This is a genomic window from Desulfosporosinus sp. OT, from assembly GCF_000224515.1.
Lineage (GTDB): Bacteria > Bacillota > Desulfitobacteriia > Desulfitobacteriales > Desulfitobacteriaceae > Desulfosporosinus.
This window is the reverse complement of sequence record NZ_AGAF01000104.1, coordinates 1-25,825: the sequence shown is the minus strand read 5'-3', so window position 1 is coordinate 25,825 and position 25,825 is coordinate 1. Positions and strand designations below refer to the sequence as shown.

18 protein-coding genes are annotated in these 25,825 nt (G+C 44.5%); 17 read left to right on the top strand and 1 reads right to left on the bottom strand.

Translation table 11 applies throughout. The features are described 5' to 3' along the window. The 13 genes from DOT_RS08970 to DOT_RS08915 all read left to right on the top strand — a co-directional run bounded on the left by DOT_RS08970 (position 1) and on the right by DOT_RS08915 (position 12,926). Positions 1-1,410 (top strand): O-antigen ligase family protein, encoded by a 1,410-nt coding sequence (locus tag DOT_RS08970; RefSeq protein ID WP_009617343.1) that lies wholly within the window; start codon positions 1-3, stop codon positions 1,408-1,410. Beyond that, positions 1,385-2,389 carry a GNAT family N-acetyltransferase gene (locus tag DOT_RS08965; RefSeq protein ID WP_009617341.1) on the top strand — a complete coding sequence of 335 codons (1,005 nt, stop codon included), beginning with the start codon at positions 1,385-1,387 and terminating at the stop codon, positions 2,387-2,389. Before DOT_RS08970 ends, DOT_RS08965 begins: the two co-directional genes overlap by 26 nt. 298 nt (positions 2,390-2,687) lie before the next feature. Continuing rightward, positions 2,688-3,899, top strand: coding sequence for a glycosyltransferase family 4 protein (locus tag DOT_RS08960; protein ID WP_040411710.1), 1,212 nt, complete (start codon positions 2,688-2,690; stop codon positions 3,897-3,899). Positions 3,900-3,969: 70 nt separating this feature from the next. After that, complete coding sequence (locus DOT_RS08955; RefSeq protein WP_009617333.1) at positions 3,970-4,191, top strand: type II toxin-antitoxin system HicB family antitoxin; 222 nt, start codon at positions 3,970-3,972, stop codon at positions 4,189-4,191. A gap of 33 nt (positions 4,192-4,224) precedes the next feature. Further along, positions 4,225-4,374, top strand: a complete 150-nt coding sequence (locus DOT_RS28540) for a type II toxin-antitoxin system HicA family toxin (protein WP_083824040.1) — start codon at positions 4,225-4,227, stop codon at positions 4,372-4,374. 53 nt (positions 4,375-4,427) lie between these two features. Next, positions 4,428-5,594, top strand: coding sequence for a DegT/DnrJ/EryC1/StrS aminotransferase family protein (locus DOT_RS08950; RefSeq protein ID WP_009617327.1), 1,167 nt, complete (start codon positions 4,428-4,430; stop codon positions 5,592-5,594). A 27-nt stretch (positions 5,595-5,621) separates the two neighbouring features. Continuing rightward, entirely contained in the window at positions 5,622-6,260 is a 639-nt protein-coding gene (locus DOT_RS08945) for a sugar transferase (protein ID WP_009617324.1), read from the top strand. Positions 6,261-6,330: 70 nt separating this feature from the next. Beyond that, positions 6,331-6,984: a GNAT family N-acetyltransferase gene (locus DOT_RS08940; protein WP_009617323.1), complete on the top strand. Its 654-nt coding sequence runs from the start codon at positions 6,331-6,333 to the stop codon at positions 6,982-6,984. Between the two features lie 253 nt (positions 6,985-7,237). Beyond that, positions 7,238-9,604, top strand: coding sequence for a cell wall-binding repeat-containing protein (locus DOT_RS08935; protein WP_009617321.1), 2,367 nt, complete (start codon positions 7,238-7,240; stop codon positions 9,602-9,604). Positions 9,605-9,634: 30 nt separating this feature from the next. Next, complete coding sequence (locus tag DOT_RS08930; protein WP_139024173.1) at positions 9,635-10,966, top strand: glycosyltransferase family 39 protein; 1,332 nt, start codon at positions 9,635-9,637, stop codon at positions 10,964-10,966. Next, complete coding sequence (locus DOT_RS08925) at positions 10,967-11,356, top strand: DUF2304 domain-containing protein (protein ID WP_009617317.1); 390 nt, start codon at positions 10,967-10,969, stop codon at positions 11,354-11,356. Positions 11,357-11,450: 94 nt separating this feature from the next. Further along, the gene (locus DOT_RS08920; protein WP_009617315.1) at positions 11,451-12,158 is read left to right on the top strand and encodes a glycosyltransferase family 2 protein; all 708 of its coding nucleotides are present in this window, start codon (positions 11,451-11,453) and stop codon (positions 12,156-12,158) included. A gap of 189 nt (positions 12,159-12,347) precedes the next feature. After that, a complete protein-coding gene (locus tag DOT_RS08915; protein ID WP_040411709.1) occupies positions 12,348-12,926 on the top strand; it encodes a Uma2 family endonuclease in 579 nt (192 codons plus the stop codon). A 145-nt stretch (positions 12,927-13,071) separates the two neighbouring features. On the opposite strand, the gene DOT_RS08910 is transcribed toward DOT_RS08915, so the two are convergent. Next, positions 13,072-15,087, bottom strand: coding sequence for a cell wall-binding repeat-containing protein (locus DOT_RS08910; RefSeq protein WP_050809852.1), 2,016 nt, complete (start codon positions 15,085-15,087; stop codon positions 13,072-13,074). Positions 15,088-15,561: 474 nt separating this feature from the next. On the opposite strand from DOT_RS08910, the gene DOT_RS08905 reads away from it, so the two are divergent. The 4 genes from DOT_RS08905 to DOT_RS08890 all read left to right on the top strand — a co-directional run bounded on the left by DOT_RS08905 (position 15,562) and on the right by DOT_RS08890 (position 25,146). Then, on the top strand, positions 15,562-18,117 hold the full coding sequence (locus DOT_RS08905; RefSeq protein WP_009617307.1) for a S8 family serine peptidase: 2,556 nt from the start codon (positions 15,562-15,564) through the stop codon (positions 18,115-18,117). Positions 18,118-18,208: 91 nt separating this feature from the next. After that, on the top strand, positions 18,209-19,795 hold the full coding sequence (locus tag DOT_RS08900; RefSeq protein WP_009617305.1) for a cell wall-binding repeat-containing protein: 1,587 nt from the start codon (positions 18,209-18,211) through the stop codon (positions 19,793-19,795). Positions 19,796-20,386: 591 nt separating this feature from the next. Then, positions 20,387-24,379, top strand: a complete 3,993-nt coding sequence (locus DOT_RS08895) for a cell wall-binding repeat-containing protein (RefSeq protein WP_009617303.1) — start codon at positions 20,387-20,389, stop codon at positions 24,377-24,379. A 341-nt stretch (positions 24,380-24,720) separates the two neighbouring features. Next, the gene (locus tag DOT_RS08890; protein WP_009617301.1) at positions 24,721-25,146 is read left to right on the top strand and encodes an SLAP domain-containing protein; all 426 of its coding nucleotides are present in this window, start codon (positions 24,721-24,723) and stop codon (positions 25,144-25,146) included. The last annotated feature ends 679 nt before the right edge of the window (positions 25,147-25,825 follow it).

Below are 25,825 nucleotides of genomic sequence, written 5' to 3'. Positions count from 1 at the left end.
GTGGCGCTTCTCCTGTTAAAATGGGTATTCTTTCTGCTTAGTGTTGGGATGGTGAGCTATTTTGGTTGGAAAAAACCAGCTATCCTACCTTCGTTGCTGGCTGGGGCGGTCGCATTCGACATTTCCATCACCTGGTTTCCTCCGCTCGGACCGCTTGGTTCACAGTTGAATAGTCTTGCGCGACTTCTCACAGTTGGGATCATCGGGGCCGCACTTTGGCGTCTCGGGAGAGAACCTGAGAAACGGCAGGAACTGAAGGCGATTTTAACTCATTTCATGACTCGTGCCTTACTAATTTACTTTGCGGTTGGGGCGTTTAGCCTTCTTTATTCAATCGACCGAGGAAAAACAGTGGGTGAACTCATCCGCCTGTTCACGTTATTTTTACTCTATCTGGGTATCTGCTTGCTTGGGGAGCGCAAACATGCCCTGCTCCCGTTACAAGTCGTCCATTGGGTAGGGGTTGCGTTGGTTCCACTCACTCTTTATGAAGGAATAACCAAGCATTTTATCTGGCGAGGATATTTGGCCGAGGGAGAGATCGCCCGTGTTAATGCGACCTTCGTTGATCCGAATATTCTTGCACGCTACCTCGTGTTGGCCATTGTGGCGAACTTAATCCTGCAGTACCTTAACGATGTAACCTGGAAACGCGGTGTATATTTTGGGGCGCTGTTGGGATTATTGGGGGCCCTGGCCATAACCCTTTCACGCAGTGGCATTTTAACTTTGGTCATCGTCTTAACTCTGTTGATCCTTTTTATTCCGCGCAAGCGAATGGTGCTGCCAATTGGATTGTTGGGACTTATTGGGGCTGTTATTGTTGCTTTGCAGCCTGCCGTTAGAGAGCGTCTGCTAACCATCAAGATCGGGTTTGGTGCGCTAGGAGAACAACGGGCATATTTATGGAAAGTCTCCAGGGCAATGTTTATTGATCATCCAATCTTCGGGGTTGGACTGGGCGGATTCGAGAAGATGTTCTTAACCCCCCGTTACATAATCTATAAGACAGTGATCCCCTATGTTCAAGGGGTGACCCTTTCGCATACGACCATTCTAACGATCGCAGCAGAACTTGGCTTAATGGGTCTGGCGGCACTGGCTTGGGTTTGGTTTGCTTTAGTACGAGTATTGTTAGCGGCACGGCGCATTGTGTCCTTACCGGCAAACTGCGAGGGCACGACCCATCAAGTTCGTACCGGCAAGGATGATCTGAACCGAGGCAGGCTCGAACAGTATCTTCCCGTAGTGGGTTACTTTTTGTGGATTGTTGCAGTGTTTATCAGCTCTCAAGCTGAGGCCCGGTTTTTTGAAGATCCTATTATTTGGCTTAGCATGGGAATGATGTTCTGTTTATCAGATGGGGGAGGGAGTAAGCAAAGACATGAATCTAAAATTGCAGCCCGTTGAGCGTGAAATTTGGCAAGATTTTTTAAAGGGGACGACTCAGGGATCTCTTTTTCACCGCTGGGAATGGCAGGATGTGATCGAAGCGGGATTTGGGGTACAGGTTAACCGCTTGGGGCTATTTGATCAAGACGGGGTTCTAAGGGGCTTGTTGCCTTTGATGGAGCGGAAGATGAGCCTTTTGAAATTAGCAGGTAGTTCACTATCTGGTACGGCAACCCCTCACAGCGGTCCATTAGGTTCAATTACCTTGGCAGAAGTTCTGCCTGCATTGGAAGTGTACGCCAAAGAAAAACACCTGGATTATTTGGAAATTAGACTTCAGGATTTGCAGGAAAGAGACGTTCTCGAACAAAATGGGTATACTGTGGAGGAACTCCTCACTCTTGATTTGCATATTCCCAAGGATCAGGAGGCGCTCTGGAATGGGCTCGAGGTGCGTTGTCGAAATGCTGTACGTAAAGCGGAAAAATCTGGGGTAGAAGTACTTGAACCTACGACCCTTGAAGAATGGCTGGAGCCCTACTATGAACTCTCATGCGGAGTTTATCGACGCCAAGAGAAGGAACCCCCATTTACTAAGAAGTACTTCACAGCCCTCTGGCAGAACCTGTACTCAAACGGAGATCTACTCGTTTTGCTCGCTCGTTATGAAGGGAAAATTATTGCCGGTCAAATCTTCCCCCGGGACCGCAATGTCGGATATTACCTGGACGGGGTTTCCGATCGAGAGTACAATAAAGTCGCGCCCAATAATCTTCTGCAGTGGGAATACTTAAAACGAGCCGGTGACCTAGGGATCCAGCTCTATGACATGGTAGGAGCGAATATCCCAAGCATTGCTAAATTTAAAAAGAGTTTTGGCAGCACCGAGCGGAGTTATCTTTATGGATACCGCAACCGGAGCCTAGCTGCCCGCATTGGGCGAACGGTCTATGCCAAACGTGGCCAAACCATCAAAAAATTTCTCAAACGTTCTTAGCGAATCCCTCCCCCCGGGGTTCCAATCCCCGTCGACCCAAGCCCAGAGGGATTTTCTTAGCTTAGAGAGCACTTTAGCGGAATTGCGTTAGTGAGCGCAGATGATTTTGCGTTAAGAAACGCAACGGTTCACATGCAGAAAGCCCAGAGGTTTTGCGTTTTAGCAAACATCATCAAGAGAATAGCAAATGAAGCGGTGCGAATGGGCTAAGAAAATCCCTCCCCCTTTGTAAATCAGGAATTTAATGTTATAACTATCTAGAGATTGTTTTGAATGTTTTAAAGGAGCGACGGTCTAATTGCGCATATTAATGCTAACACAATATTTCCCACCTGAGTCTGGGGCTGCACAGGTTCGTCTCAAAGAACTCGCGAAGGGACTGCAAGGTAACGGACATAAAGTTACTGTTGTTACTGCGTTTCCCAATCATCCGAGCGGCGTAATCCCACCGAACTACCGTGGACGTTGGCGGATGAAGGATGAGATAGACGGGATCCCCGTTTGGCGGACCTGGATTTATCCGGTGCAGCGTGGACGCTTTTGGAAGCGCTTGCTTAATTATTTTTCCTTTGTTTTTTCCTCCTTCTGGGGCTTAAGCAAAGCAGGAAAACAAGATGTCCTATTCTTTGAATCGCCACCGCTCTTTCTCGGAATCACAGCCTTGGTCTATGGTTGGTTGACTCGGACCCGTATTATTATGAACATTTCAGACCTATGGCCAGAATCAGCCGTGGCGTTAGGACTTGTAAACAGCCGCTGGATGATCAGAGCAGCAGAGGGACTGGAGAAACTACTATATCGCAAAGCGTGGAAGATATCCTCTCAAACAGAAGGAATTCGTACGTCGCTGGTCCAACGCGGCGTGCCCGAGGATAAAGTGACCTTCTTACCAAACGGCGTGAACCTGGATCTTTTTGCACCGCGGAAGCGCGATGAAGAAATGGCTCGGAAGTTGGCTCTTAAGGAAGAGGACTTCGTCCTGATTTACGCCGGAACTATGGGCTATGCCCAAGGCCTCGAATCGATTATCCGGACGGCGGAATTACTCAAAGATAAGCAAGGTTTTCGATTCCTATTTGTGGGTGATGGGACAGAGAAGCCAATGCTCGAAGCGCTCACGAAGGAAAAGAAATTGTCCAATGTAAGCTTTGTTGACTTTCAACCCGTACAGGAAATGCCGAGATATTTCTCCTTGTCCTCCGCGAGTATTGTTCCTTTGAAGAAAAATAAGCTTTTCGAGGGAGCAAGGCCCTCAAAAATGTTTCCCGCACTCGGCTCAGCGGTTCCGGTGATCTATTCAGGGGAAGGGGAGGCAGCTGAATTAGTTCTTTCGTCAGGTGGTGGGGTGGTTGTAGAGCCGGAGAACAGCGAAGCGCTAGCCCAGGCCATTATCGAATTGAAGGAGAATCCTAACCGCCAAGAGATGGGGCGCCAGGGGCGGCAGTTTGTTAAGGATAACTACACCTGGTCGCAAATTATCCAGCGTTGGCTTAAAGAATTGGGGATATAAATCAGAGGTCAGATGACGGAGGCCAGAGGTCAGATAAGTTTAGAGTAAATCCACTGAAGGAGGTTTCTAAATGCAAAGAAGATTTAAGGTCATTCTTGAGAAAAATGAAAGTGGAGGTTTCACGGTCACCGTTCCCGCTCTTCCTGGCTGCATTACACAGGGCCATGATCGAAAAGAAGCACTTGAGCATATACAGGAGGCAATAGAAGGCTTTCTTGAAGCCTTAGTGATTGAGGGATTGCCTATTCCCTCGGCGGATGTGGAAATGGATGAAGTGCAGGTGAGTTACTAAGTATGGTCAGAATGCCAAGAGTCGCTTTCACATATACGAGGAAGTCACCATTACTTGCGAAAATCTAGTGGAAGCCTGGTTTGTGTGCCAGTTCACGCTGGAGTTATAGTCGATATGAAGACTCTTAAGAGTATTTTAGAGCAGGCAGAACTAACGATAAACGAGTTAATCGAATTGCTTTAGGCGATTGATCTGCGGAGGTATATAAAGGTACTTTAAATTAGGAGGCAACAGTTGTGAGCACACGTCAAGAGTTCTTACCCTACGCTCTTCCTTTGATTGAGGAGGACGATATTGCTGGAGTCGTGGATAGTCTAAAGTCCGGCTGGATTGCCAAGGGCCCCAAAACCATGGAGTTCGAACAGCGGTTTGCTGAATATGTCGGAGCTAAGTATGCCGTTGCGCTTAACTCCTGTACTGCCGCCTTGCATCTGGCCCTAGTGGCGGCAGGTATCGGGGAAGGGGATGAAGTCTTGACTACCCCGATGACTTTTGCTTCTTCAGCTAATGTAGTTGTTCATACCGGAGCCAAGCCGGTTTTTATTGATATTGATCCTGTCACAATGAACATTGATACGAAGAAAATCCGGGAGAAAATCTCGTCTCGAACTAAAGCGATTATCCCCGTACATATCGCCGGACATCCCTGTGAGATGGACGAAATCTTGGCGATTGCCGAGGAGCATAACCTTTTTGTCTTGGAAGACGCAGCCCATGCCGTTTATACGCAGTATAAAGGGAAATTAATCGGTTCGATCGGGAATGCTACCGCTTTCTCTTTTTATGCCACCAAGAACATGGTTACTGGTGAAGGCGGAATGGTCACCACCAATGATGAAGAATTGTATAATAAGATTCGGGTGATGAGTACCCACGGCATGAGCCGAAACGCCTGGAATCGTTATGCTGAGGCCGGTTCGTGGTACTATGAAATCCTTTCTCCGGGTTACAAAGATAACATGTCAGATATTATGGCAGGACTTGGACTCTCCCAACTGGCTAAACTTGAACGGATGCAAGGGATGCGTCAGGAAATTGCAGACCATTATAATACCGAGTTCAGAAAATTGCCGGAGCTTGAGGTGCCCGTTGAGCTCGATTATGCGCGGCACGCTTGGCATTTGTATATTATCAAGCTGAACTTGGATAAACTATCCATTGATCGTAAGAAATTTATTGAAGAACTTAAAGTAGAGAATATCGGAACGAGTGTCCACTTTATTCCGCTTCACATGCATCCTTATTATCGGGACACATATGGGTACAAACCAGAGGATTTTCCGGTTGCGAAGGGTGTCTTTGAGCGGATTATCTCCTTGCCTCTGTATCCAAAGATGAGCTGGCAAGACGTGAACGATGTGGAGGATGCCGTAAAACGAGTGATAGAGCGATCACGGCGCTAGGGAGATCACTTGAGAGGAGGGTCTGATGTGAATCAAGGTATAGCTGTGATTAGTTACTCTCGCTGGCAGCTTGCAGCTAAGCGGTTGTTGGATTTCGTGGCAGCATTAATGCTTCTCGTGTTGGTATCTCCGCTTTGGCTTGTAATCGTTGTCTGGATTCGATTAGATTCCTCGGGGGCGGCGATCTTTAAGCAGATCCGGATCGGCCTGGGGGGAAAGCCCTATACAATTTATAAGTTCCGCACGATGGTTCAGAATGCCGAAGCTTTGATGAAAGACAAACTTGAAAGAGTAAAGAACTTAGATAATTTTGTTTTTCAGGAAAAAGATGATCCACGTATAACCCGAAGCGGTCATTTCCTCAGAAAAACAAGTTTGGATGAGCTCCCTCAACTCCTTAATATACTCATCGGAAACATGAGCTTGGTCGGCCCACGTCCCGAGGTACCTGAGCTCGTAAAGCTCTATACACCCGAGCAGCGTCGACGTCTTAATGTCCTTCCAGGCGTCACAGGATTAGCCCAAGTGAATGGAAGAAGTGAGCTGACCCTTGGGGAGACAATGGCCTACGACTTGGAATATGTCGGTACATGGAGTGTCTGGTTAGACTTAAAAATCCTATGGAAAACAGTTTTCGTTGTTTTTACTGGGCAAGGCGCCTATTGAATCAGAGGTCTGAGAACTGAGGAAGTGGATGAACTGGAACTATTAGTGAATGACAAGGAGTGGTTTACTTGTGTTGAACCCCAAATACCAGGATAAGCCAGAAATTAAAGTTGATCCCCTAAGCTTAAGTGACACCCCAGATGTTGCTCGCTTATACGAAGAAGTCTTTGCAGATCATTTCCTTGGACACATGGGTCAGAAATTCCTTAGACTCTTTTGCTCTCAATTTGTTAATTCTTCAACAAGCTATGGATATATCGCTAAATGTGACGGAAAACCCGTTGGTTTTTTGCTTGCTTCTATAGACAGTGCCCCCTTCAACAAGTTCTATCGCCAGAATTTTATGGTCCTAGCTTTAATTGTTATTAAGAAATATTTAACAGATTCTTATGTTAGGAAGAATATAACGCAAAGGTTAGGAAATATTCTTGTTGCCCTAACAACGTTACTCCCGTCTTCTGGAAAAGAAAGTAAAGCTAAGCAAAGTAAAACGCTTTCTGAAGCAAGGCTATTGGGCATCGGAGTTGACTCAAACTATAGAGGGCTCGGGATAGCGGATAAACTTACCGGTCAGTTTTGTGCAGAAATGAAAAATAAAGGGTTAAAAAGGGTGGGCTTATCAGCTGTACCTTGGAATGAAAGGGCAATTAGTTTCTATAAAAAAGACGGTTGGATTGAAGAAGAACGTAGTGAGACATCTGTAAGTTTTATTCGCGATTTATAATCTTACAGTTCGTTTCAGGATCCGTTTAAGTTTAATGAAGTTATATTGAACAAGCTTCCCGGAGTAACCATAGAGGTTAACTAGGGAAGCTTTTGTATTTTTACATAGCTATTTCGATTCATGGATTTGAGGAAAGCTTTATGTAATTTATTGGCGATTAGAAACAATTCGGGCAGGAACTATCCCTTTTTATGTCGAATAAGGATTAGAACTGAGCCTATGACTCTCGCTCAGAATGGAAGGAGTAGGAACTATGCGTTTACGCCAACTCAAGAAGATGATTGCAGTGCTTATTGTCGGGCTTTTTTTTATGCAGTTAATTCCGGTTAAATCAGTTTATGCGGCTGTCGATCAAACTGCTTACTACAATGAAATCGGTGAAAAAATAGAGGTTATGGCCAATAAATATAACATTCCTCCTGTGCTCCTTAAAGCCATTGCTTGGATGGAGAGCGGCTGGAAGCAATATAAATTAGATGCCTCGGGGAAACCATTACTAGATCAACCGTTAATAGGGAAAGACGGGATAGGAATCGGGATTATGCAAATCTCCTCCTATGATCCCAAAGATACAGCAACTATTGACAAACTTAAAAACGATATCGATTATAATCTTGAGGTGGGTTGCCAAATGCTCAACCAAAAATGGCGAGCCTATCCCAAAATTGGCAATGGAGATCGCAATGTTTTAGAAAATTGGTATTTGGCAGTGTGGGGTTACAACAGCTGGGCTGCCAGAAATAACCCAAATAACTCAACGGGCCAATCCGCCTATCAAGATTCGATATTTAGCCTTATGGGGCAGAAATACAATTGCGCCATAACGTTTGCGCCAGGAGCTACAACAATCTCTAAATCCCTGTTGCCTCTTGTGAACACACCAAGCTTATCCAGTCGCTGGAGCACACCTACTTCGACTCATCAAGGGGATCTAGCCATTGATCCCGATGTATTGCTTTCTTCGGGCGGGGGTTCAGGGACAAATGCAGCTAACGGTGATTACTGGTACAATTTTTATATTGCTTCTAAACCTAGGGGTGATTATTATGTACAAGCTTTAGGGTTTTATAATACAGCCTATAATAGTCCATTAGGCACCGATAAGTCGATCGTCTCACAGAAGATTGTGAGTACCTATGAAAAACTGTTAGAGGAAGCCGATGCGTTGCTTGTTAACAAGACAGATACCGCTGATGCCACTGCTGCCAAATATTACTGGACTATCCTCCAAGGGCCGAACTTGGCTCCTGAGATTGCCGAGCAGGCCAGTACTGGACTAAATAGCGCCTTAGCCAAGCTCTTAGCTGAAGCAGATACGCTGGCTCATGATGAAACAAGCGACTCTAACATAAGCGCCGTTCAAGACTATGGCATCATTTTACAGGGGCCAAGCATGGACGCCAGCATCACAGAACGGGCAAAAACCGGCCTGCTGAATACTTATGAAAAGCTTATAGATGAAGCAGATAAATTGGTTCTGGAAGGAACTGACTCCTCAAATGCGACGGCAACTAAATATTATTCGATTGTTCTACAGGGTCTGAGCCTAGATGCTGACCTGACAGAGCGGGCTCGAATCGGCCTACAACAAACGGGCAATTCTACGCCTGTTCCCAACCCCACGCCAACGCCAGACCCAACACCAACCCCCGACCCCACCCCAGATCCCGCTCCAACTCCAGACCCGACTCCCCAACCAGTGGTGTCTGAGATTACTCGTCTATCGGGGGCGCGTGCCGAAGATACAGCAATTAAAATATCCCAAGCAGGGTGGGATAACAATTCCTCCTCGGTTGTACTTCTTGCTCGAGTAGACCGCTTTCAGGATGCCCTCGCTGCGGCTCCTTTAGCTAAAAAGTTAGGGGCCCCACTGCTTTTGACAGCACCGGACCAGATTGATAATACCGTTTTACAAGAAATGAAACGCCTTGGTGCACATAAGATCTATGTTATTGGGGGTGAAGGCGCGATAAATAAGACGGTTACCAACGCGCTCACCAAAGCAAATATGTCAGTCGAGCGGATATACGGTAATACAGCTGCCGATACCGCAGTAGCCATTGCTCGGCAAATTGGGCCCAGCACGCAGGTGATTCTTGCTTCCAGTAAAAGTTTCCCAGATGCTCTTTCTGTGTCTGCCCCGGCAGCTGCCTTAGGTATTCCAATCCTTTTGACAGAACAAAGGACGTTACCCGATTCCACAAAACAGTTATTAAAAGACTTTCACGTGACCAAGACCTATATTGTAGGCGGAAAATTTGCCATATCCTCTGCGTTTGACAGCAAGGGTGGAGTGCTGGCCGACTATGGTCCTCTGCGCTTGGCTGGGGAGACAAAATATGATACGATGTTGCAAATTGTAAAGCATTTTGCGCAAGATCCTAAGTCAATTGTCATTGCTACGGGCGAAAACTTTCCCGATGGTTTATCCGGCGGTGCGTTTGCTGCTTTAAGTGGAAGCCCAATGCTCTTAGTACCTAAAGCAGATCTGAATTCGGATACCCAGGCTTATTTGAATAGTCTGTGTGGGAAGACAACAAATACTTATATTTTAGGCGGAACTGGAGTTATTCCTACTAAGCTTGAGAAAACCATAAGCGATATATTATTAACCCAGTAATCCATTTTAAATGGTAGAGGATGGACGTCATTGGATAAACGTAGACAGGATAAAAATACACTAACATTCGAGCCTCGAACATCGAATTTCGTACCTCGATCCGGGTTGTGGATTACGGGATTCCTGTTTTTCATCGCCATAGGCATAGAGCTTCTCTACCTAAAATCGTACAGCGCAGGTTACTTTATTTCTCCCGATGGATTACTCTATTCCAATATTGCTGAGAACTTTTTACAAGGCAAAGGGCTCGCAAATACTATAGGAACCGATGGCATTTTAAGGGCGCGAGATTATGTGGTTGGTCCGGTTTATCCCTTGCTCCTCGCCGCTGTCTATGGGATATTTGGCTTAAAGAGTTATGGCATGGTTGTTGGTTTGCACGTCATACTTGGTGCAGCCAGTGCGGTGATCGCTTATAAAACGGGTGAGCTATTGTTTGGTAAGAGGTATGCTTGGATCCCCTATGGGTTGACCCTGGGCTACCCTTTGTTTGCCTTCTGGAGGATGTATGTTCTCACAGAAGCGACGTACGTTTTTACGATCACTCTTTTTCTTTATATCTTGGCACTCTATGCTAAAGAGGTTGAACGACCGCAAGTTAGAACCCTTTTGATCTTAGGGTCAGTCATCGGGATCTCTAATCTCGTTCGACCGTTCCTGTTGCTTTATTTTCCGGTTCTGGGATTTTGGATACTGTGGATGCATGGTTGGCGCTTAAAAACGGCGCTCAGAGACTTCTGTCTCATTGTCGGAATGACGGTCCTGGTCATGAGTCCTTGGTCGATACGTAACGCAGTTAAATACCATCAGTTTATTCCTGTGTCCAATTATGGTTCCCCTGAATTCTACTCCGGAAACAATCCCTTGACAATTACAGATCATTACTATGTTTCTGATCAACCCAGCTATGATCCGGAAGTCAAAGCGCGTCTCGACAAACTGCCGCTCTCTGAACAAGAAAAGGAATATAAGCAATTAGCTGAGGCTTATATAATCCAACATCCCGTGTTGTTTTTGCAGCGTACATTAGCTAAAGAAAAGAACCTATTCTGGCAGCCGGTTAACCCTGATCAAGCTTACAAAATGAACGGAGATTCACTGGATAAATGGTATCTCCTCTTAGGGTTAGTTGGGGTATTTCTTAGCTTCTTTCGTCTGAAGAAATTTGGCTTTCTACTACTGTTTACAGGCTATTATAGCTTTGTTGTCAGTATGATCACGGTTGTATCCGGCGGCCGCTATCGACTGCCGGTAATGCCCGCGATGATCCTCTTCGGCTCCTTAGTTGTAGTTTCGGTTATTAAGGGCATAGTTGCACTGTCTAAAGGCAACCGTAAACAGATGGGAGGGTATAATCGATAAATGTCACGTGCTCAAATTGTCGTTCTGATTACGAGTTTGCTTGTAACCGGTTTTGTCGTCGAACAAGTCCGCCAGCGACGTTTGGCGGTAGAATATTCTTTGATCTGGATTGTCGCAGGTCTAGGTATGATCTTCTTTTCTCTTTGGAAAAATGGTATTGAATACTTGGCCGGACTGATGGGGATCTATTATGCACCTTCCGCGATCTTCGTAGTTTTTGGAGTTCTGGTATTTGTCTTGTGTATTCATTTCTCGTTGGCGATTTCCAAGTTAAGTTCGAACAATCGAGTCTTAGTCCAAAGGGTCGCTCTGCTTGAAGATGAATTGAGTAGAGTTGCAGTGCATCATCGCAATCCTACGACGGAAACCACGGGTAAAGGCAACTTGTAGTTATTTTCATGATGGAGACAATAAGTCATTGTGAAGGAGGACGGGCGATGGACAACCCTCTCTAAAAAGTAGGGTATCCATGGCCTAACGTTTTGTGAAGAAGATTTTAGCCATTGTCCCGGCCTTGAATGAACAGGATAATATCGGTTCCGTGGTCAGGAACCTGAAGAATATATCCCCTTGGCTCGACATTCTCGTCATAGACGACGGATCTACCGACCAAACTGCCGAGGTTGCTCGTGCTCATGGGGCAAAAGTGATCTCGTTACCGGTTAACCTGGGAATTGGGGGAGCGGTTCAGACAGGGTTTCTTTATGCTGCGAAAAACCACTACGATGTAGCCCTACAAGTTGATGGAGACGGACAGCATAGAGCAGAGGAAATCAAGAAGTTAATTGATCCAGTACTTACTGGACAAGCCGATGTAACGATCGGGTCCCGCTTTTTGGCGAAGACATCTTATAAATCGGCCTGGTCCCGGCGTATGGGGATTTATCTGCTCAGTAAAACGATTCAGTCGGTTGTTCGAATGAAATACACAGACCCTACGTCTGGATTTCGAGCCTATAATCAGAAGGCCTTGCGGGTGGTATCTACTCACTATTCTACAGATTACCCGGAACCGGATTCAATTGTGACGTTAGTTAAAAATGGTTTAAGGGTGATTGAAGTCTCTGTGGAAATGGATGCACGCTTGTCTGGAAATTCATCGATTACACCGTTTAAGAGCATGTATTATATGTTTAAAGTGAGTTTGGCGATTATTCTTAACTCGATGATGAGTAGGATTTGGCCGGAGTAGGTGGAGCGTTGTTTGGTGGAAATCATAAGGTGATGTAATAGGCTTTAGACTGATCACTTCTACACTCTCGAAGGTCTTAAAGCATGATACCTTTATCTCCACCCAATTTAATGGTATAATATGGTTATATGTTTTGCGGTTGGCAAGTGGTCAGCTTACTTTAGCTTGTTAATTTTGGAGGCAAACAATATGGTATTACCTGCGCCAAAGGATAATAATCGATATACCTATGCGGAGTATCTTATGTGGTCTGAAGAGGAACGGTGGGAACTGCTTGATGGAGTTGCTTATAATATAGCAGCGCCGTCTCGGCGGCATCAGGAAGTTTCTGGTGAATTATTTTTCCGGATTCGTAGTTATCTTGCCGACAAGCCTTGCAGAATTTATACAGCACCGTTCGACGTCCGTTTTAGCGAACCGGGGGAAGAAGATGAGCAAATAAGCAATGTGGTTCAGCCGGATATTTCAGTTGTATGTGATGAGTCTAAATTAGACGAAAAAGGCTGTTTAGGTAGTCCAGACCTAATAATCGAAGTTATCTCGCCAACATCAATAAGTACTGATTATGTAAAAAAGTTAGCTCTTTATGAGAAGTATAAGGTCAAAGAGTATTGGATTGTTCACCCCATTGATAAAACGGTCATGGTTTTCATTTTAGGCGAAGACTATCAATATGGGAAACCAGGTATTTTTACGGAGGATAGCCAATTGAAGTCGAGAGTCCTCGCAGACTTTACAATCAATTTGAGGCAAGTCTTCGGAGAATAATAATCGAGCGGAGCTTTTAAGAGCCTTCCACTCCCGAAATCAACGCCACTAATTGCGAACCTAATTCAAATGGCTAAGTTATTTTAACAAGAGTAAAGCAAGCCGTTCACTACTAAAAGTCAGTGAACGGCTTGCTTTGTTTACATTACCGCAGATATTGTTTCAGCAGCGGATAGAAAGCACTAGTGCTTGTGGAAGTTGTAGGATTTATGGTCCAGCTGAGAGACCACGCTCCGACCCCGCCGAGCCCATATTGATTGAGCAGTCCCATTTTGGCATTCCAGCTTTGGACATCATCGTAATAGACAGTGTGTGAACCAGAAGCATCGGAGTACTTGAAATATGGAATCTGAGAAGAATCGCGCTGCACTGGTCCCTTAGCTAAAGCTAATAGCTCAGTCATTCCGCCCGACCGTCGACTGTAGGTGGGATTAGCCCCAGTGTCGGCTGTCCACCAGTCTGCTCCGTAGTAAGGAAGTCCGAGGAGAACTTTATGCATATCTACACCTTGAGCGCGTGTATATTGCAAAACCTTGCTGCTCCAATCCAGTGGAGCGATGGGCCCGGGGGTTGAGTGGCTGTAGTCATACGTCATGACGTGGAGATAATCGACGTATTGAGAAAGGTCATGGTAGTTAAACTCAGCGAGCCAAGATTCAGAGCCGGTACGGGCCATAACAGCTTCAATAACTAACTTATTTAAGGGATGAAGTTGGGCATAAAGTTCTTTCATAAATTGAGTGAGATAGGGTCCGGTGGCATTGCTCATCAATTCAAAGTCGATAACGATTCCATCAGCGTTTGTACTTTGGATTCGCTGGACAATCTGGCTTTCCAGTTTAGCACGCGCTGTGTCGGAAGCCAATACAGTATCAACAGTCTTAGGAGTGGACCAGGTCGATTGAATGACGGGAAGGACTTTTAGATTACGGTCATGAACGGCGGTCGTAAACTGGGTATAATCGCCTGAACTGGCATCCCAGCCCCCAGTTACCGCACCGCTAGCGGTATCATCGAGGTAATACCAGCTTGGCGCAATGATGTCGGCATAATCCGTAGCTGGTGAAGGGATTGACTCAACCTGACTTAGCATCCCTTTCGTACCAGATAAGCCCCCTTGGGTATATTGAAGGGAAATCCGTGGTTGCGAAACGCCAGTACGTACAATACTTTCGATTTTGTAATTAATAACGCTCCACCCCCCGAAAATTGTAAAATCTGAGCCGGAGGTCCGTTTTTGATTAAGGTAAGCCGTTGTAGAGGTGCCTAATTGTTTGCTGGGAAGCAAAAGGATCGGTGCATTGTCTTTTGCAGCTAGAGCTGCGCCCGCTAAGGCATCCGGGAAGTTCTCTCCGGTAGCAATATAGACTTTTGAAGTTTCAAAGGGTAATTGATTTAAAACAGTAGTGTTTGTTTCATATTGGTCGTACCCGGCATAGCGCGCGGTGACTTTTACAGGTTGAGGGAGTTTACTGAGCTGTTCTTCGATGGTGTCCTTAATCACAGCCTTGCCGCCAATCAAGGTTACTTGTTGAACACCTAATTGGGCGAGAGCCGTAGCTGTTTCTGGCGGTAAGGAATCGGCACGGGTGAGTAAGACGGGAATTCCCTGAGCGGCGGCATAAGAAGAGATGCTTAAGGCATCTGCAAAATGATCGCCGTTCACCAAAAATGCTTGAGTAGAACTTGAGGTTGCTGCGCTAGCAATGGCTGCGGCCGTCCCATACTGATCCCATCCAGCGAGACGTTTCGGTAAGATCCCTTGGTTCTTGAGGGCCTGTTCAACAGCCCCGTTTAAAGCAACCTCTCCACCCAGGAGATATACTTCTTGTGTACCGAGGCGTTTGAGTTCCGCTGAAACGGCCGGATTTAAATGATCTGATTCGGTAAGAAGCAGAGGCCCATTAACTTTGTGTGCGAGAACGGTTCCGGTCAATGCATCCGGAAAGTTTCCTCCGGTGGCTAGTACGGCAACAGGAGCATAATCCCAGCCAGTCTTAGAAATCTCAATGGCGGTATCATACAGTGTATTCCCGTAAATGCGATCCGAGACTGATTCGGTAGTTTCGGCTAGTACAACTTGTGGGTGGAAGGGAGCAAGGCTTAAAAGGATCGTAAAACTACAGAAAAAGCAAATTGTTTTCTTTGTTAAAAAGTTCATTAAACCCTCCAAGGAATTTTTTTGCGGATTAAATGTAATTGTGATTGCGCTAGCGATATAAATTTTTGTATCGCATTCCATGCGAGAGATAAATATCTTGCTGATTTGCAAAAATAACTCAGCCGTCAGCGCAGGACGTGTCAAATGTCGAGAGCGAGCCATGACTCAAAAAGTTAAGCGAGTAGTTGATGATCGGTTTGTAAGTTGCCAAAAATTTTAGATTTGAATCTATGGGTTTTATGCATCATGCTACTCGCTTAAATATTCTTTGTAAAGAGACAAAATCCTTCCAGAAACAGAGGAATGCCGATTTCCAAAATCATACAGGACTAATGATGTGGAAAAAGAAAGGAAAGTGATATCAATTAACGAATATAAGCTAAGTACCTTGTATATAGAAAGAGACGTTAAAAGTTAATAAAAACTGACGCATGAAAGAGAAATGAATTGAGACATGAAAGAGACGTGAAAGAGATGTTAACAGGAAGAGGTAAATTTGGTAGGACTAAAAATGGATTTGTGTTTCTTGTGATAATAGGGATGATCTTTTTAAATTTAGGTCTTGCTCCTCTACCTTCAACAGAGCAACCGAACCTAACCCAAGAAAAAACCAGTCAATCGGTTGTCCCTTTACAAGTTGTTGTCTCTTTAGCCTCAGGAGTAGACATTGATAAGTTGGCACAAAACTTCGGAGCGGAGGTTGTACGCCGAGGTCCTCTTAATTATGCAACCTTAAAACTTAAAGAAACTACTAATATGCAGCAAGTCATAGCAGAGATGAAGAAGACGCCCGGGATTTTGGGCGCGGAGGAAAATTATCGCCGTACGACTCAAAGCTTAGCGAGTTCAACTGTACCGACGGATCCTCTTTTCAAGGACCAATGGTCAATGGTAAGCGGTGATGTCCAAGGAGCTTGGGACATGGGGGCGACCGGTCAAGGCATGATCATTGCCGTAATCGATACGGGTGTCGCAATAAATCACCCGGATCTGAAGGACAATCTGGTCCCTGGATACAATGCCATCACCCAGAGCGAAGCACCGGTAGCAATTCAAGATAACAACGGACATGGAACCCATGTAGCCGGAATTGCGGCTGCCGAAAAAAACGACGTAGGTATTGTTGGAGTGGCCTATCAGGCCAAGATTATGCCGATCAAGGTAATGAATTCCACGGGAGAGGGGAATGACGATGTGATAGCCGACGGAATTGTCTGGGCGGCTGATCATGGTGCCAAGATACTGAATTTGAGCTTTGGTTCTGAAGACGGTTCGGACTCCTCAGATATTCTAAGGAACGCAGTTGCCTATGCTTATAATAAAGGGTGCTTAATGGTGGCAGCAGCGGGGAATTATGATTCTCAAGAGGAGGGGAATCCCGGTGTGAGTTACCCAGCCTCTGACCCGGATGTTCTGGCTGTGGCAGCGACCGATAAAACCAACAACGTGGCTGATTACTCAGTCGCAGGTCCAGAGGTAGATCTAGCTGCTCCTGGTGATTCCATACCGAGCGATTGGTGGAGCAAGACCCAGGGGGCTGGATATGCCGAGGCGAGCGGAACCTCCATGGCCGCTCCATTTGTAGCCGGAGAAGCCGCTTTGATTTGGAGCCAACACCCTGATTGGTCTCGAGACCAAGTGATTCAGGTTCTTGAAGCGGGAGTGAAAGATTTAGGCTCTCCGGGAATAGATAACAACTACGGTTATGGGCTGGTGGACGTGAAATTAGCTTTGGGTCTGTCCAATCAAACACTGGACAAGCTAACTTCACCAGCTTCAGTCAACGAACTGGGGGGGATCGTGCAAGCGACAGCAGGCTCGACACAACTGGCCTTAACAATCCCTGCGCAAGCGTTTGCCAGCTCAGCCAATGTATCGTTGAATACCATCACAGCTCCCGCCAGTCTACCAAACGGTGCGTCCTTTATAACCTCAGTTGTTCAGATTGACTGGGGAAGTGAAACCCCGCAGAAGATTCTTTCCTTAAAGTTAAATGATTCCTCACTTAAGGCGGACTCCGAAGCGACGATCTACCATTGGGATGGTTCACGCTGGATTGCCTTAGGTGGAGAGATAGTTAGTGGTGAGGCTAGCCTAGGGCTCTATGGAGGTGGAATTTATACGGTGGGGACATCTCAGGCAACGACAGAGAGCAACCGTTTGGCAGGAGCCACGGCAGAGGAAACAGCTGTAGAAATTTCCAAGGCTACATTTACAACCGGAGCGGATACCGTAATACTCGCCCAGGCTAATCAATTTCCAGACGCTCTGGCAGGTGCACCTCTTGCCTATAAATTGCAAGCTCCGATCTTACTCTCCCCAAGCTCTGGGCTCACGGAGGACGTTCGTGCAGAGCTGCAAAGACTAGCTCCGAAGACAATCTATCTCTTGGGGGGGACGGCAGCCCTGTCGTCGACAATCGAAACAGAACTACGGCAGAAATATGAGGTAAAACGTTTGTCCGGTTATACGGCAGAAGGGACGGCTGCGGCGATTGCCCGAGAACTGGGTACTGAAGGAAAGGCCGTCGTGGCTAGCGTACATTCCTTTCAGGATTCATTAGTCATTTCAGCTTGGGCTGCTCGGCAGGGGGTACCGATTTTACTCACCGAGTCATCAACCTTGTCTGGAGATACACAAACTGTTCTAAGGGAGCTCAATGCAACCCAAACTCTGGTCATCGGAGGGACAGCTGTGGTCGGGGCTAACGTAATGGACAGTCTTCCCTTGCCTAAACGGATCAGTGGGTATACGGCCTACGACACAACCGCCGCTGTATTGGAAGAATATCCACCGACAACGGCTAAGCTTGAAATTGCAACCGGAGAGAATTACCCCGATGCTTTAACTGGTGCCGTGCGAGCAGCACTTTACGGATCAATGGTTATCATAGTCCCGACGAATTCAGCAACTCCGGCTAGTTTAACAACACTTTTAAAGTCTTGGCAGGGAAGGCAGGTAGAGGCATTTGGTGGGTTAGTGGCCTTGCCGGAAAAAGTTCTAGAAACCGTACAAAGTTGGGTCCTGTAATATATTGGGACGAAAGTCCCTCTTTTTATGGCAGGAACATGGCATTGCATGTCGAATTTTAACAAGTACTTCAAAAGGAGGGAATTATGATGTGGCAAAATTAAAATGGAGTTTCTTAGGAATGATGTTGTTCTTAGGATTTTGGCTGGGGTTTCAGAATCCAGCACAGGCATCTCCTTTAGCACTAGCGACGTCGAGGATTTCCGGAGTCCGTCAAATCGACACTGCCATTGAAGTTTCTAAAACAGGGTGGCAGCTAGCGGATACCGTCATACTGGCAAATTGTGATCATTTTCCGGATGCTTTAGTTGCAGCGCCACTTTCTCATCAATTGGATGCACCCATCCTCTTGACTTCTGCCGAAGGAATCGATGCTAAGGTTATGGAAGAAATTAAGCGACTAGGCGCTAAACAAGTCATTCTAATAGGGGGGCAGGCAGTCTTAAGCTCGCAAGTTGAGTCAGATATTGAAAATGCAGGCTTAAATAAGCCGGAACGTATTGCAGGATATGACCAATATGAAACAGCCCAAAAAGTGGCCGAACGCGTAGAAAGCAAAGGGCAAATAATTCTCGCGAATGGTGAGCAGTTTCCGGATGCGCTTGCGATTTCAGCCTACGCTGGGGTAACGGAAACGCCAATACTCCTGACCAGAGCGAAGAACATGCCGGCAGCAACTCATCAAGAGCTGACGAGTCTCCAACAAAAAGGTGACCTAGAAACGATTGTTGTCGGGGGAGAGGCTGTCGTATCGGATGCAACTCTGGGCAGTTTAACAAGCGTTCAACGAATTGCAGGATACGACCGATATGACACCGCTGCCCAAGTGTATGAATTCGCTCGAGATGACCTTACATCGCCAACGACCTACCTAGTTACCGGCGAGAACTTTCCGGATGCTCTCGCTGCAGGGGCCTTAGCAGCAAAGCAGCATGCTGAAATCGCCATGGCCCAAAAGGCAAACTTACCGGGCCCAACCTACTCTGTGCTGTCCACGCCTACAGAAAGTCCGGTGAATGTCGTGATCATCGGTGGACTAGCCGTCGTCACTGATCAGGTCAAGGCTATGCTTGAAGGGACCATGCAGCCTACGAATCTCTTAGCAGGAGTTACTATTGTCGTCGACCCGGGGCATGGAGGTCCTGACACAGGGGCCCTTGGAGCGACAGGAACCTATGAGAAGAACAACACGTTAGCCATTGGGCTTAATCTCGCTGGAATGTTGCGCTCAGCAGGAGCAAGCGTAATCTTGACGCGAAGTAAGGATGTCACGCCCGCAGTCGGAACGTATTCAGAGCTTTCAGATCTTAAGGCGCGTACCAAGATAGCTAATGACCTGAAGGCAGACTTGTTCATCAGTCTACACAATGATTCGTATAGTAATCCTGCTACCACAGGTACGACGACCTATTACAGTTCAGATAGCTCGGTGGCTGTTCAGTCTAAGGCATTTGCGAATTGCGTACAGAGTGAGCTGGTAAAGTCGATCGCCTTACCAAGCCGTGGGGTAAAGGATGCGAATTTCTATGTAATTAAGAATACGAAAATGCCTGCAGTTCTTGTAGAAGTCGGTTTCATATCTAATCCAGTTGAAGAGAAACTCTTAGAATCTCCAGACTTCCAAAGCAAAGCGGTTATGGGCATTTACCAAGGGATTCTAAAATTTAATGGATATTAGTATTCCGAGAGACTAGGCATTGATTCGCTTCGCATTTCGTGCTAAATTAATAACATCACAAACTCTACACTGCTTTATTTTTCCAAGTAAGTTAACAAGTCATTTAGAAAAATCCCACAAAATACTCACATTTAGAGTCATACACCATGCTATAATTCTAATATTCCTTTTGAAGTCAGTATATTTTTGACTAAAAGGTGGAAAACTATTGAGTTATGGTGTAAACTAAGCGGGTAACAATGGGAACTGTCCGGGGTTTTAACGCCGTGAAAAGCTGACAAAAAAATTCGGACAGAAAGCAGGAATATTAGCTATTATGCAGAATATGTATAGCTAATGTAGACTTTTTTGTGTTTGCTACCATTCCTTATGCGGTTCTAAAGGGTATGCCACGGGAGGGATGATCATCATCCTTAGGAGGGACGCTTCCGTATTATCCTGTGGATGCTTTTAGATATTGCGCAATGTCTAAAGATTGTGCTACTCATATTAAGGGGGTGAGGGACGACTTAAAAGACGTCCTGGGTAAGGAAAAGAGTTAGTTCATTCCCAAGAAAGAAAAGATCCAAATTGAGAGGAGATATTCACTACATGAGAAAAACTAAAAAAGCCTTAGCATCTTTAGCTATCGCTGGTATGGCATTGACAATCGTACCGTTTAATGCATTTGCTAATAGTGCAGTTCCAACTCGCTTAGGTGGTACAACTGCTGAACAAACTGCAGTACAAATTGCTGATCAAACAGGTTATACCGGTACAGCAATTCTCGCATCTTCAGCTTCTTATGGTGCTGCTGATGCACTTACCGCTGGCCCACTCGCTGCTTACTTAAAGGCTCCTATTCTTTTACAAGGTCCTGGAGCAGTTCTGAATGCCGATACCAAAGCTGAACTTACAAAACTTAATGTTAAGAAAGTTTATGTAACCAGTGGAACCGCAGTTATCAGCCAAGCAGTCATTGACCAATTAAAAGGCATGAGTATTGAAGTTGTTTCCCTTGGTGGTGCTGACCGCTTTGAAACATCTGTAAACATAGCTAAAAAATTAGTTGAACTCGGCGCTCCTGTAACTAAAGTCGCAGTTGCGTACGGCTGGTTAAACCAAGATGCTCTTTCCATCGCCTCCGTTGCTTCTGCTGCTAACGAGCCAATCATCTTAACTGAAAAAGCTGGACTTTCTGCTAGCGCAAAAGCATACTTAGCTGCCAACTTAGGTATTACTGCAGCTGATGTTATTGGTGGAACAGGCGTTATTGATGCCACTGTATTGGCTCAATTGCCAAACCCAACCCGTCACTATGGAAACACTGCTTATGACACGAATAACCAAGTTATCCAAGACTTCGCTTCTTCCCTCGAATTTGATAATGTCTATGTAGCTAATGGCAAAACTGGTATTGATGCTCTTGCTGGTGCTCCACTTGCAGCTCAATCTAAGTCCGCTATTGTTCTCACAGACGGAGTTAGTGTTCCTGCTGTTGCAGCTTTCACCTACAGTAAATCCTCTGCTAGCACTATTGTTACTGCTCTCGGTGGTGCAGCGGTTGTTCCTGAAAGCATTCGTGCAGGAGTTGCTGCTGGTCAAGTTACATCTGTACCGGGAGAGCTGTCAATTGTATCAGTAAACGCACTTGACGATGCCAATCAATATTTAGAAGTTAAGTTTAGCAAACCTGTCTCAGGACTTCAAACATCAAGTTTTACAATTGCCAATGCTGACACACAAGAACGGTATGGTGTTCAAGCGGTTACAATGTCCACTGATGGTCTGACTGCAACCCTCCAATTGTATGGTAATGATAACAGCAGTGTAGATAGTCCTGTACTTGAATATCTTCAAGACTATAATGTTTCCGTCAATGTTAATGGCACAATGCTGACCACTGTTTTCAACCGTTCCTATTCCCTTAAATCTCGTGTAATGTCAATTGATCCTTCCAATGATAAGATTTATATTGTTAGTGAGAAAAAAGGTTCAGGTGATGTCGCAGAAGGTGATACTAAAACCATCTCGATACCTAGCAATGTTGACTTTGATTACTATGCAGCATTGGGCGAACAAGTGCAGGTTTGGTACAATTCCGATTTAGAATTAACTAGCTACAAAATTTTAACGAATACCACAAAAGTTGATTCTATTAAAGTCAAGGACGATAATACCATTACCCTTCTTGGCGAAGATAAAGACTATGATATTACTGAAGATCAGTACAATGACAGTAATAAGGATAAATTCGTCTTCTATAATAATGATGAGGATGGAAATGTCGAATCATACGATGCTAGTAGTTTAGAAGATCTTAAGGATAAAAAATTCAACTATGCTAAGATCGGATTTGATTCTTCAGGAGACATTACTTTCGTTAGCGCCTATACTTTAAAAAATTCCTTAATATTTGATTCTATGGACGACGATGAAGTAGTTGGCATTAATGGCTCAACCGGTTCTTTCGATTCTTCCGACGCTACCATTGTTAAGGACAATAAAGTAATTGATCCTTCTGAGCTCAAAAAAGGTGACTTAGTATTGTACGATGAAGACGCAAATGATGGCGACGGCTACGCTCAAGTTGTCACCAAACCAGTAGCCACCGGCGCGATTGACGAAGTATATGATAACGCAATCGAAGTAGACGGTGAAACCTACGACTATGTTTATGATAGTGATGTAGCAAGCGACTATGACTACAGCCAAGACGCAGTTTATATCAACGACGAAGGTGATGTTGACACAATCGACCAGGATGCTGCGGAAGAACTTCAAGCTGCCGGTGACGTGGCAATTTACACCGACCCTGCCGGAAATCTTCTCTATGTAAGCGGAGACACAGCCACAGTTGACAGTAATACAAAGGTTGCAACTTTGACTGATGATATCGTAGGTTACAAATCATCAAAAGCGAAAATTGATGTTGAAGCAGTAACTGAAGATGAGGACGAAGTGTCTTATGATATTAATCTAGACAGTCTGGATAAGATTATCGTTGACGGTACAGATTACAAGATTGATAACGATGCTTCTAAAGATTGGACTGCTTCATTAATTGCAGATGGTAACGATTTTTCTGGTATTAAATTAACAGATAATACCGGAGACGAAGACGATGTTGAGATCTCCTTCAGTGCTGATGGTGCTGCAGGCAGACTTGTTAAGTTGCACTTGGATGATGATGGCGATCTCCAAAAACTGGAATTCTACCATGATGCTTCAAGCGATAGTGATGATGACGGTGACGTAGGTTATAAACCTCTTACCAGCACTATTCAAGCTGATGATTCGTATGTACAGGGTTGTAAGCTGACTGACAATACACTTCTGTTTAGAGCTGATAAGGCCGATAAAGAAAATACTGACGGATCAGATTACACTGTAACGAAATTCGGAGATTACAATGGCGCGGATATTACTGAAGGTCATTTCATCTATAATGATGACCAAGAAGTAATTGCTATTTGGTACTCTGGTACTAATAGCGATGATACCGATTACGAAGAGGCTGTGGTTACAAAAATTCTTCGTAATACGGATGATGAAGTCGTCAGTATCTCCGGTTGGGTAGCCGGCAAAGAGCAAACGTTTAAGGTTGATCAAGTTGACGACGGAGAAGCCGTTGTAAAAGGAGACGTTGTAGTTCTTGAATTTGATTCTGATAATGATACTTTAGTTCAGGATATTGATACTGATCAAGATATTGATACTTCGAACCCTGAAGATCCATATGATCAATATCATAATCGTGTAACAAAAGGATTAACTGTTGAGGACATTGATGCTGGCGCTAAAAAAGTCACATTTAGTAACGGAAAAACCTACAAACTTGCGGATGAAGGCTTAGTGCTTAACGGAAAAGACAACAGTGACATTAAGAAGAAATCGTTGTCAGATCTTGATGGCGAAAATAATGTAACCGTTGTTCTGGATGCAATGACAGGAACCTATGCTAAGTTCTTTGTTATGGAGACAGGTGCAACTTCAGCTGAACTTCTTGCAGAAGCAAAAGATGCGGCTGGTGATGCACAAACTGCTTATCTAGCAGCAGGTGGTCTAGCTACAGATGCTGTTTATACAGCGGTAGATACTGCTGTAGATGGTGGAGTAACGGCTACTATTAAAACAAAAACTACAGCTCTTGAAGCTGCAACACAAGATTTACTTGATGCAGATACAGCTCTTCAAGCAGCAAAAGATGCAGCCACTGCCGCTCAAACTGCTTATACAGATGCAGGTGGTCTAGCTACAGATGCTGTTTATACAGCAGTAGACACTGCTGTAGATGGTGGAGTAACGGCTACTATTAAAGCAAAAACTACACTTCTTGAAGCTGCAACTCAAGATTTAGTTGATGCAGCAGCAGTTGTTACAGCTTTAGCTGATGTAAATGCTGCAGGTACCACAACTGAAATGAAAGCAGCATTAACAGCTAATGCGACCGTATTGGAACTTGATCTAACTGACTACAACGCCTTAAGTATTGCTGATAAAAATTATGTGGCAACAGCTTTAATTGATGCAATTACTGCTAATGGTGACTTTGCTAGCGGAGTTGCCATCCAAAACGCAATTACTGCAGCAATAAACTCATAATAGTACTGTATCAATACTAGGTGAAAGGAAGCTACTTGGCTGTCTCTAGTGGAAAGATTCTCACGTAGAGCCAGAGTAAGAATATCCTGACAACTGGGCAAAAGGGTTCTTCGTTCTTTTAAAGGCGAAGGACCCTTTTGGTGTTTCTAGGATGAACTGATGATACTTTGTGAAGAAGCAGAAAGCGCCACTTATGCCGGATATTATAATACGATCTTTTATTTTCCATTGCTATCATTAATTTAATCTTCGATAGGTATTCAAAGACATTTCCAGTAGCAAAATATTTAAGGATATGAGATAATTGTAAAATAATAAAAAATAAATGGAGGATATTTACCATGTTATGGAATCTAACTAAAAAATTAGGAAGTAGAAAACAGGATTCTGAACTTTCGTATAAGAATACAGTTGAAGCAAAAGCTGCTGTGGTTGAACAGGATTCCGAGAAGCAGCTGGATGAGATGTTAAACATTAAAGAAGATAAAATTATCATTCAATTTACGGGTGCATCACCTGCGAGTGAAGGGTTATTAGTTGGCTTTTTTATAAGTAATGGATTTAGCAGAAAAATTACTTGTACAAATGTTTCATTAATATTGATGGATTCTAATAAACGTGTTTTGGCTCGTCAAACATTTGATGGAGATACGATAGGAGAAGTTAATAGTAGATCAGAGAAGGCTTGTGTTGCACGATTCCTGCCCAAGAATGTTTTCGTTAGCAAATTACCTTCGGATAGTCAATTGTGTTTTGACTTATCTTAAAATATCCATCAAAAAAATTATGGCAGATAAACGGAGAGTTTCTCGTCTTAGTTTTGATGAGAGACTCTCTGTATTTTGTCCATACATTTTCTTTCCATGAGAAAAGGGTTAGATAGAAAAATATGCCATTGAGTGATATATAAATAGTTGCTCCCGGATGGGAGCCTTTCTACACCTAGCGGTAGCTTGGTCTAATGAAATTATTCAAAAGTCAACTCTCCTTCTAGGAGGGTTTTTTTATGAGTATTAATTATCCGCAAGCTGAATAGATACCGTTAGAGTCTTTGATCCTTTTAGAAAAGGGATCAAAGACTCCAAAAGATCAGATGTTGGCAAAGTAGTTTTCCTTCAGCATCAAGGTTTGAAACATGCTTTCACACTGGGAACTTTATTTATAAGAGCTTAATACATAATTCACTAATAAGTACTTCTGTAATCTATTAAAGAAGCTTATTGTCAATGATAAGCTTAGCATTTAAATATGTGAGGAAGAGTTTATTATGCTAGGTATTATTGATCAAACGAATCAAAGTATCCTAAGTAAAAGATGGAAGAAAACCCAAGAACTTATAAATGTATTTATCCGTGAAACATGTTAGTATTTGTATGTCGGACGAATAATATTCAACAATGTTCGACATTAATAAATTGTTTCGATTCTTTACAATGTCTAAAAGGG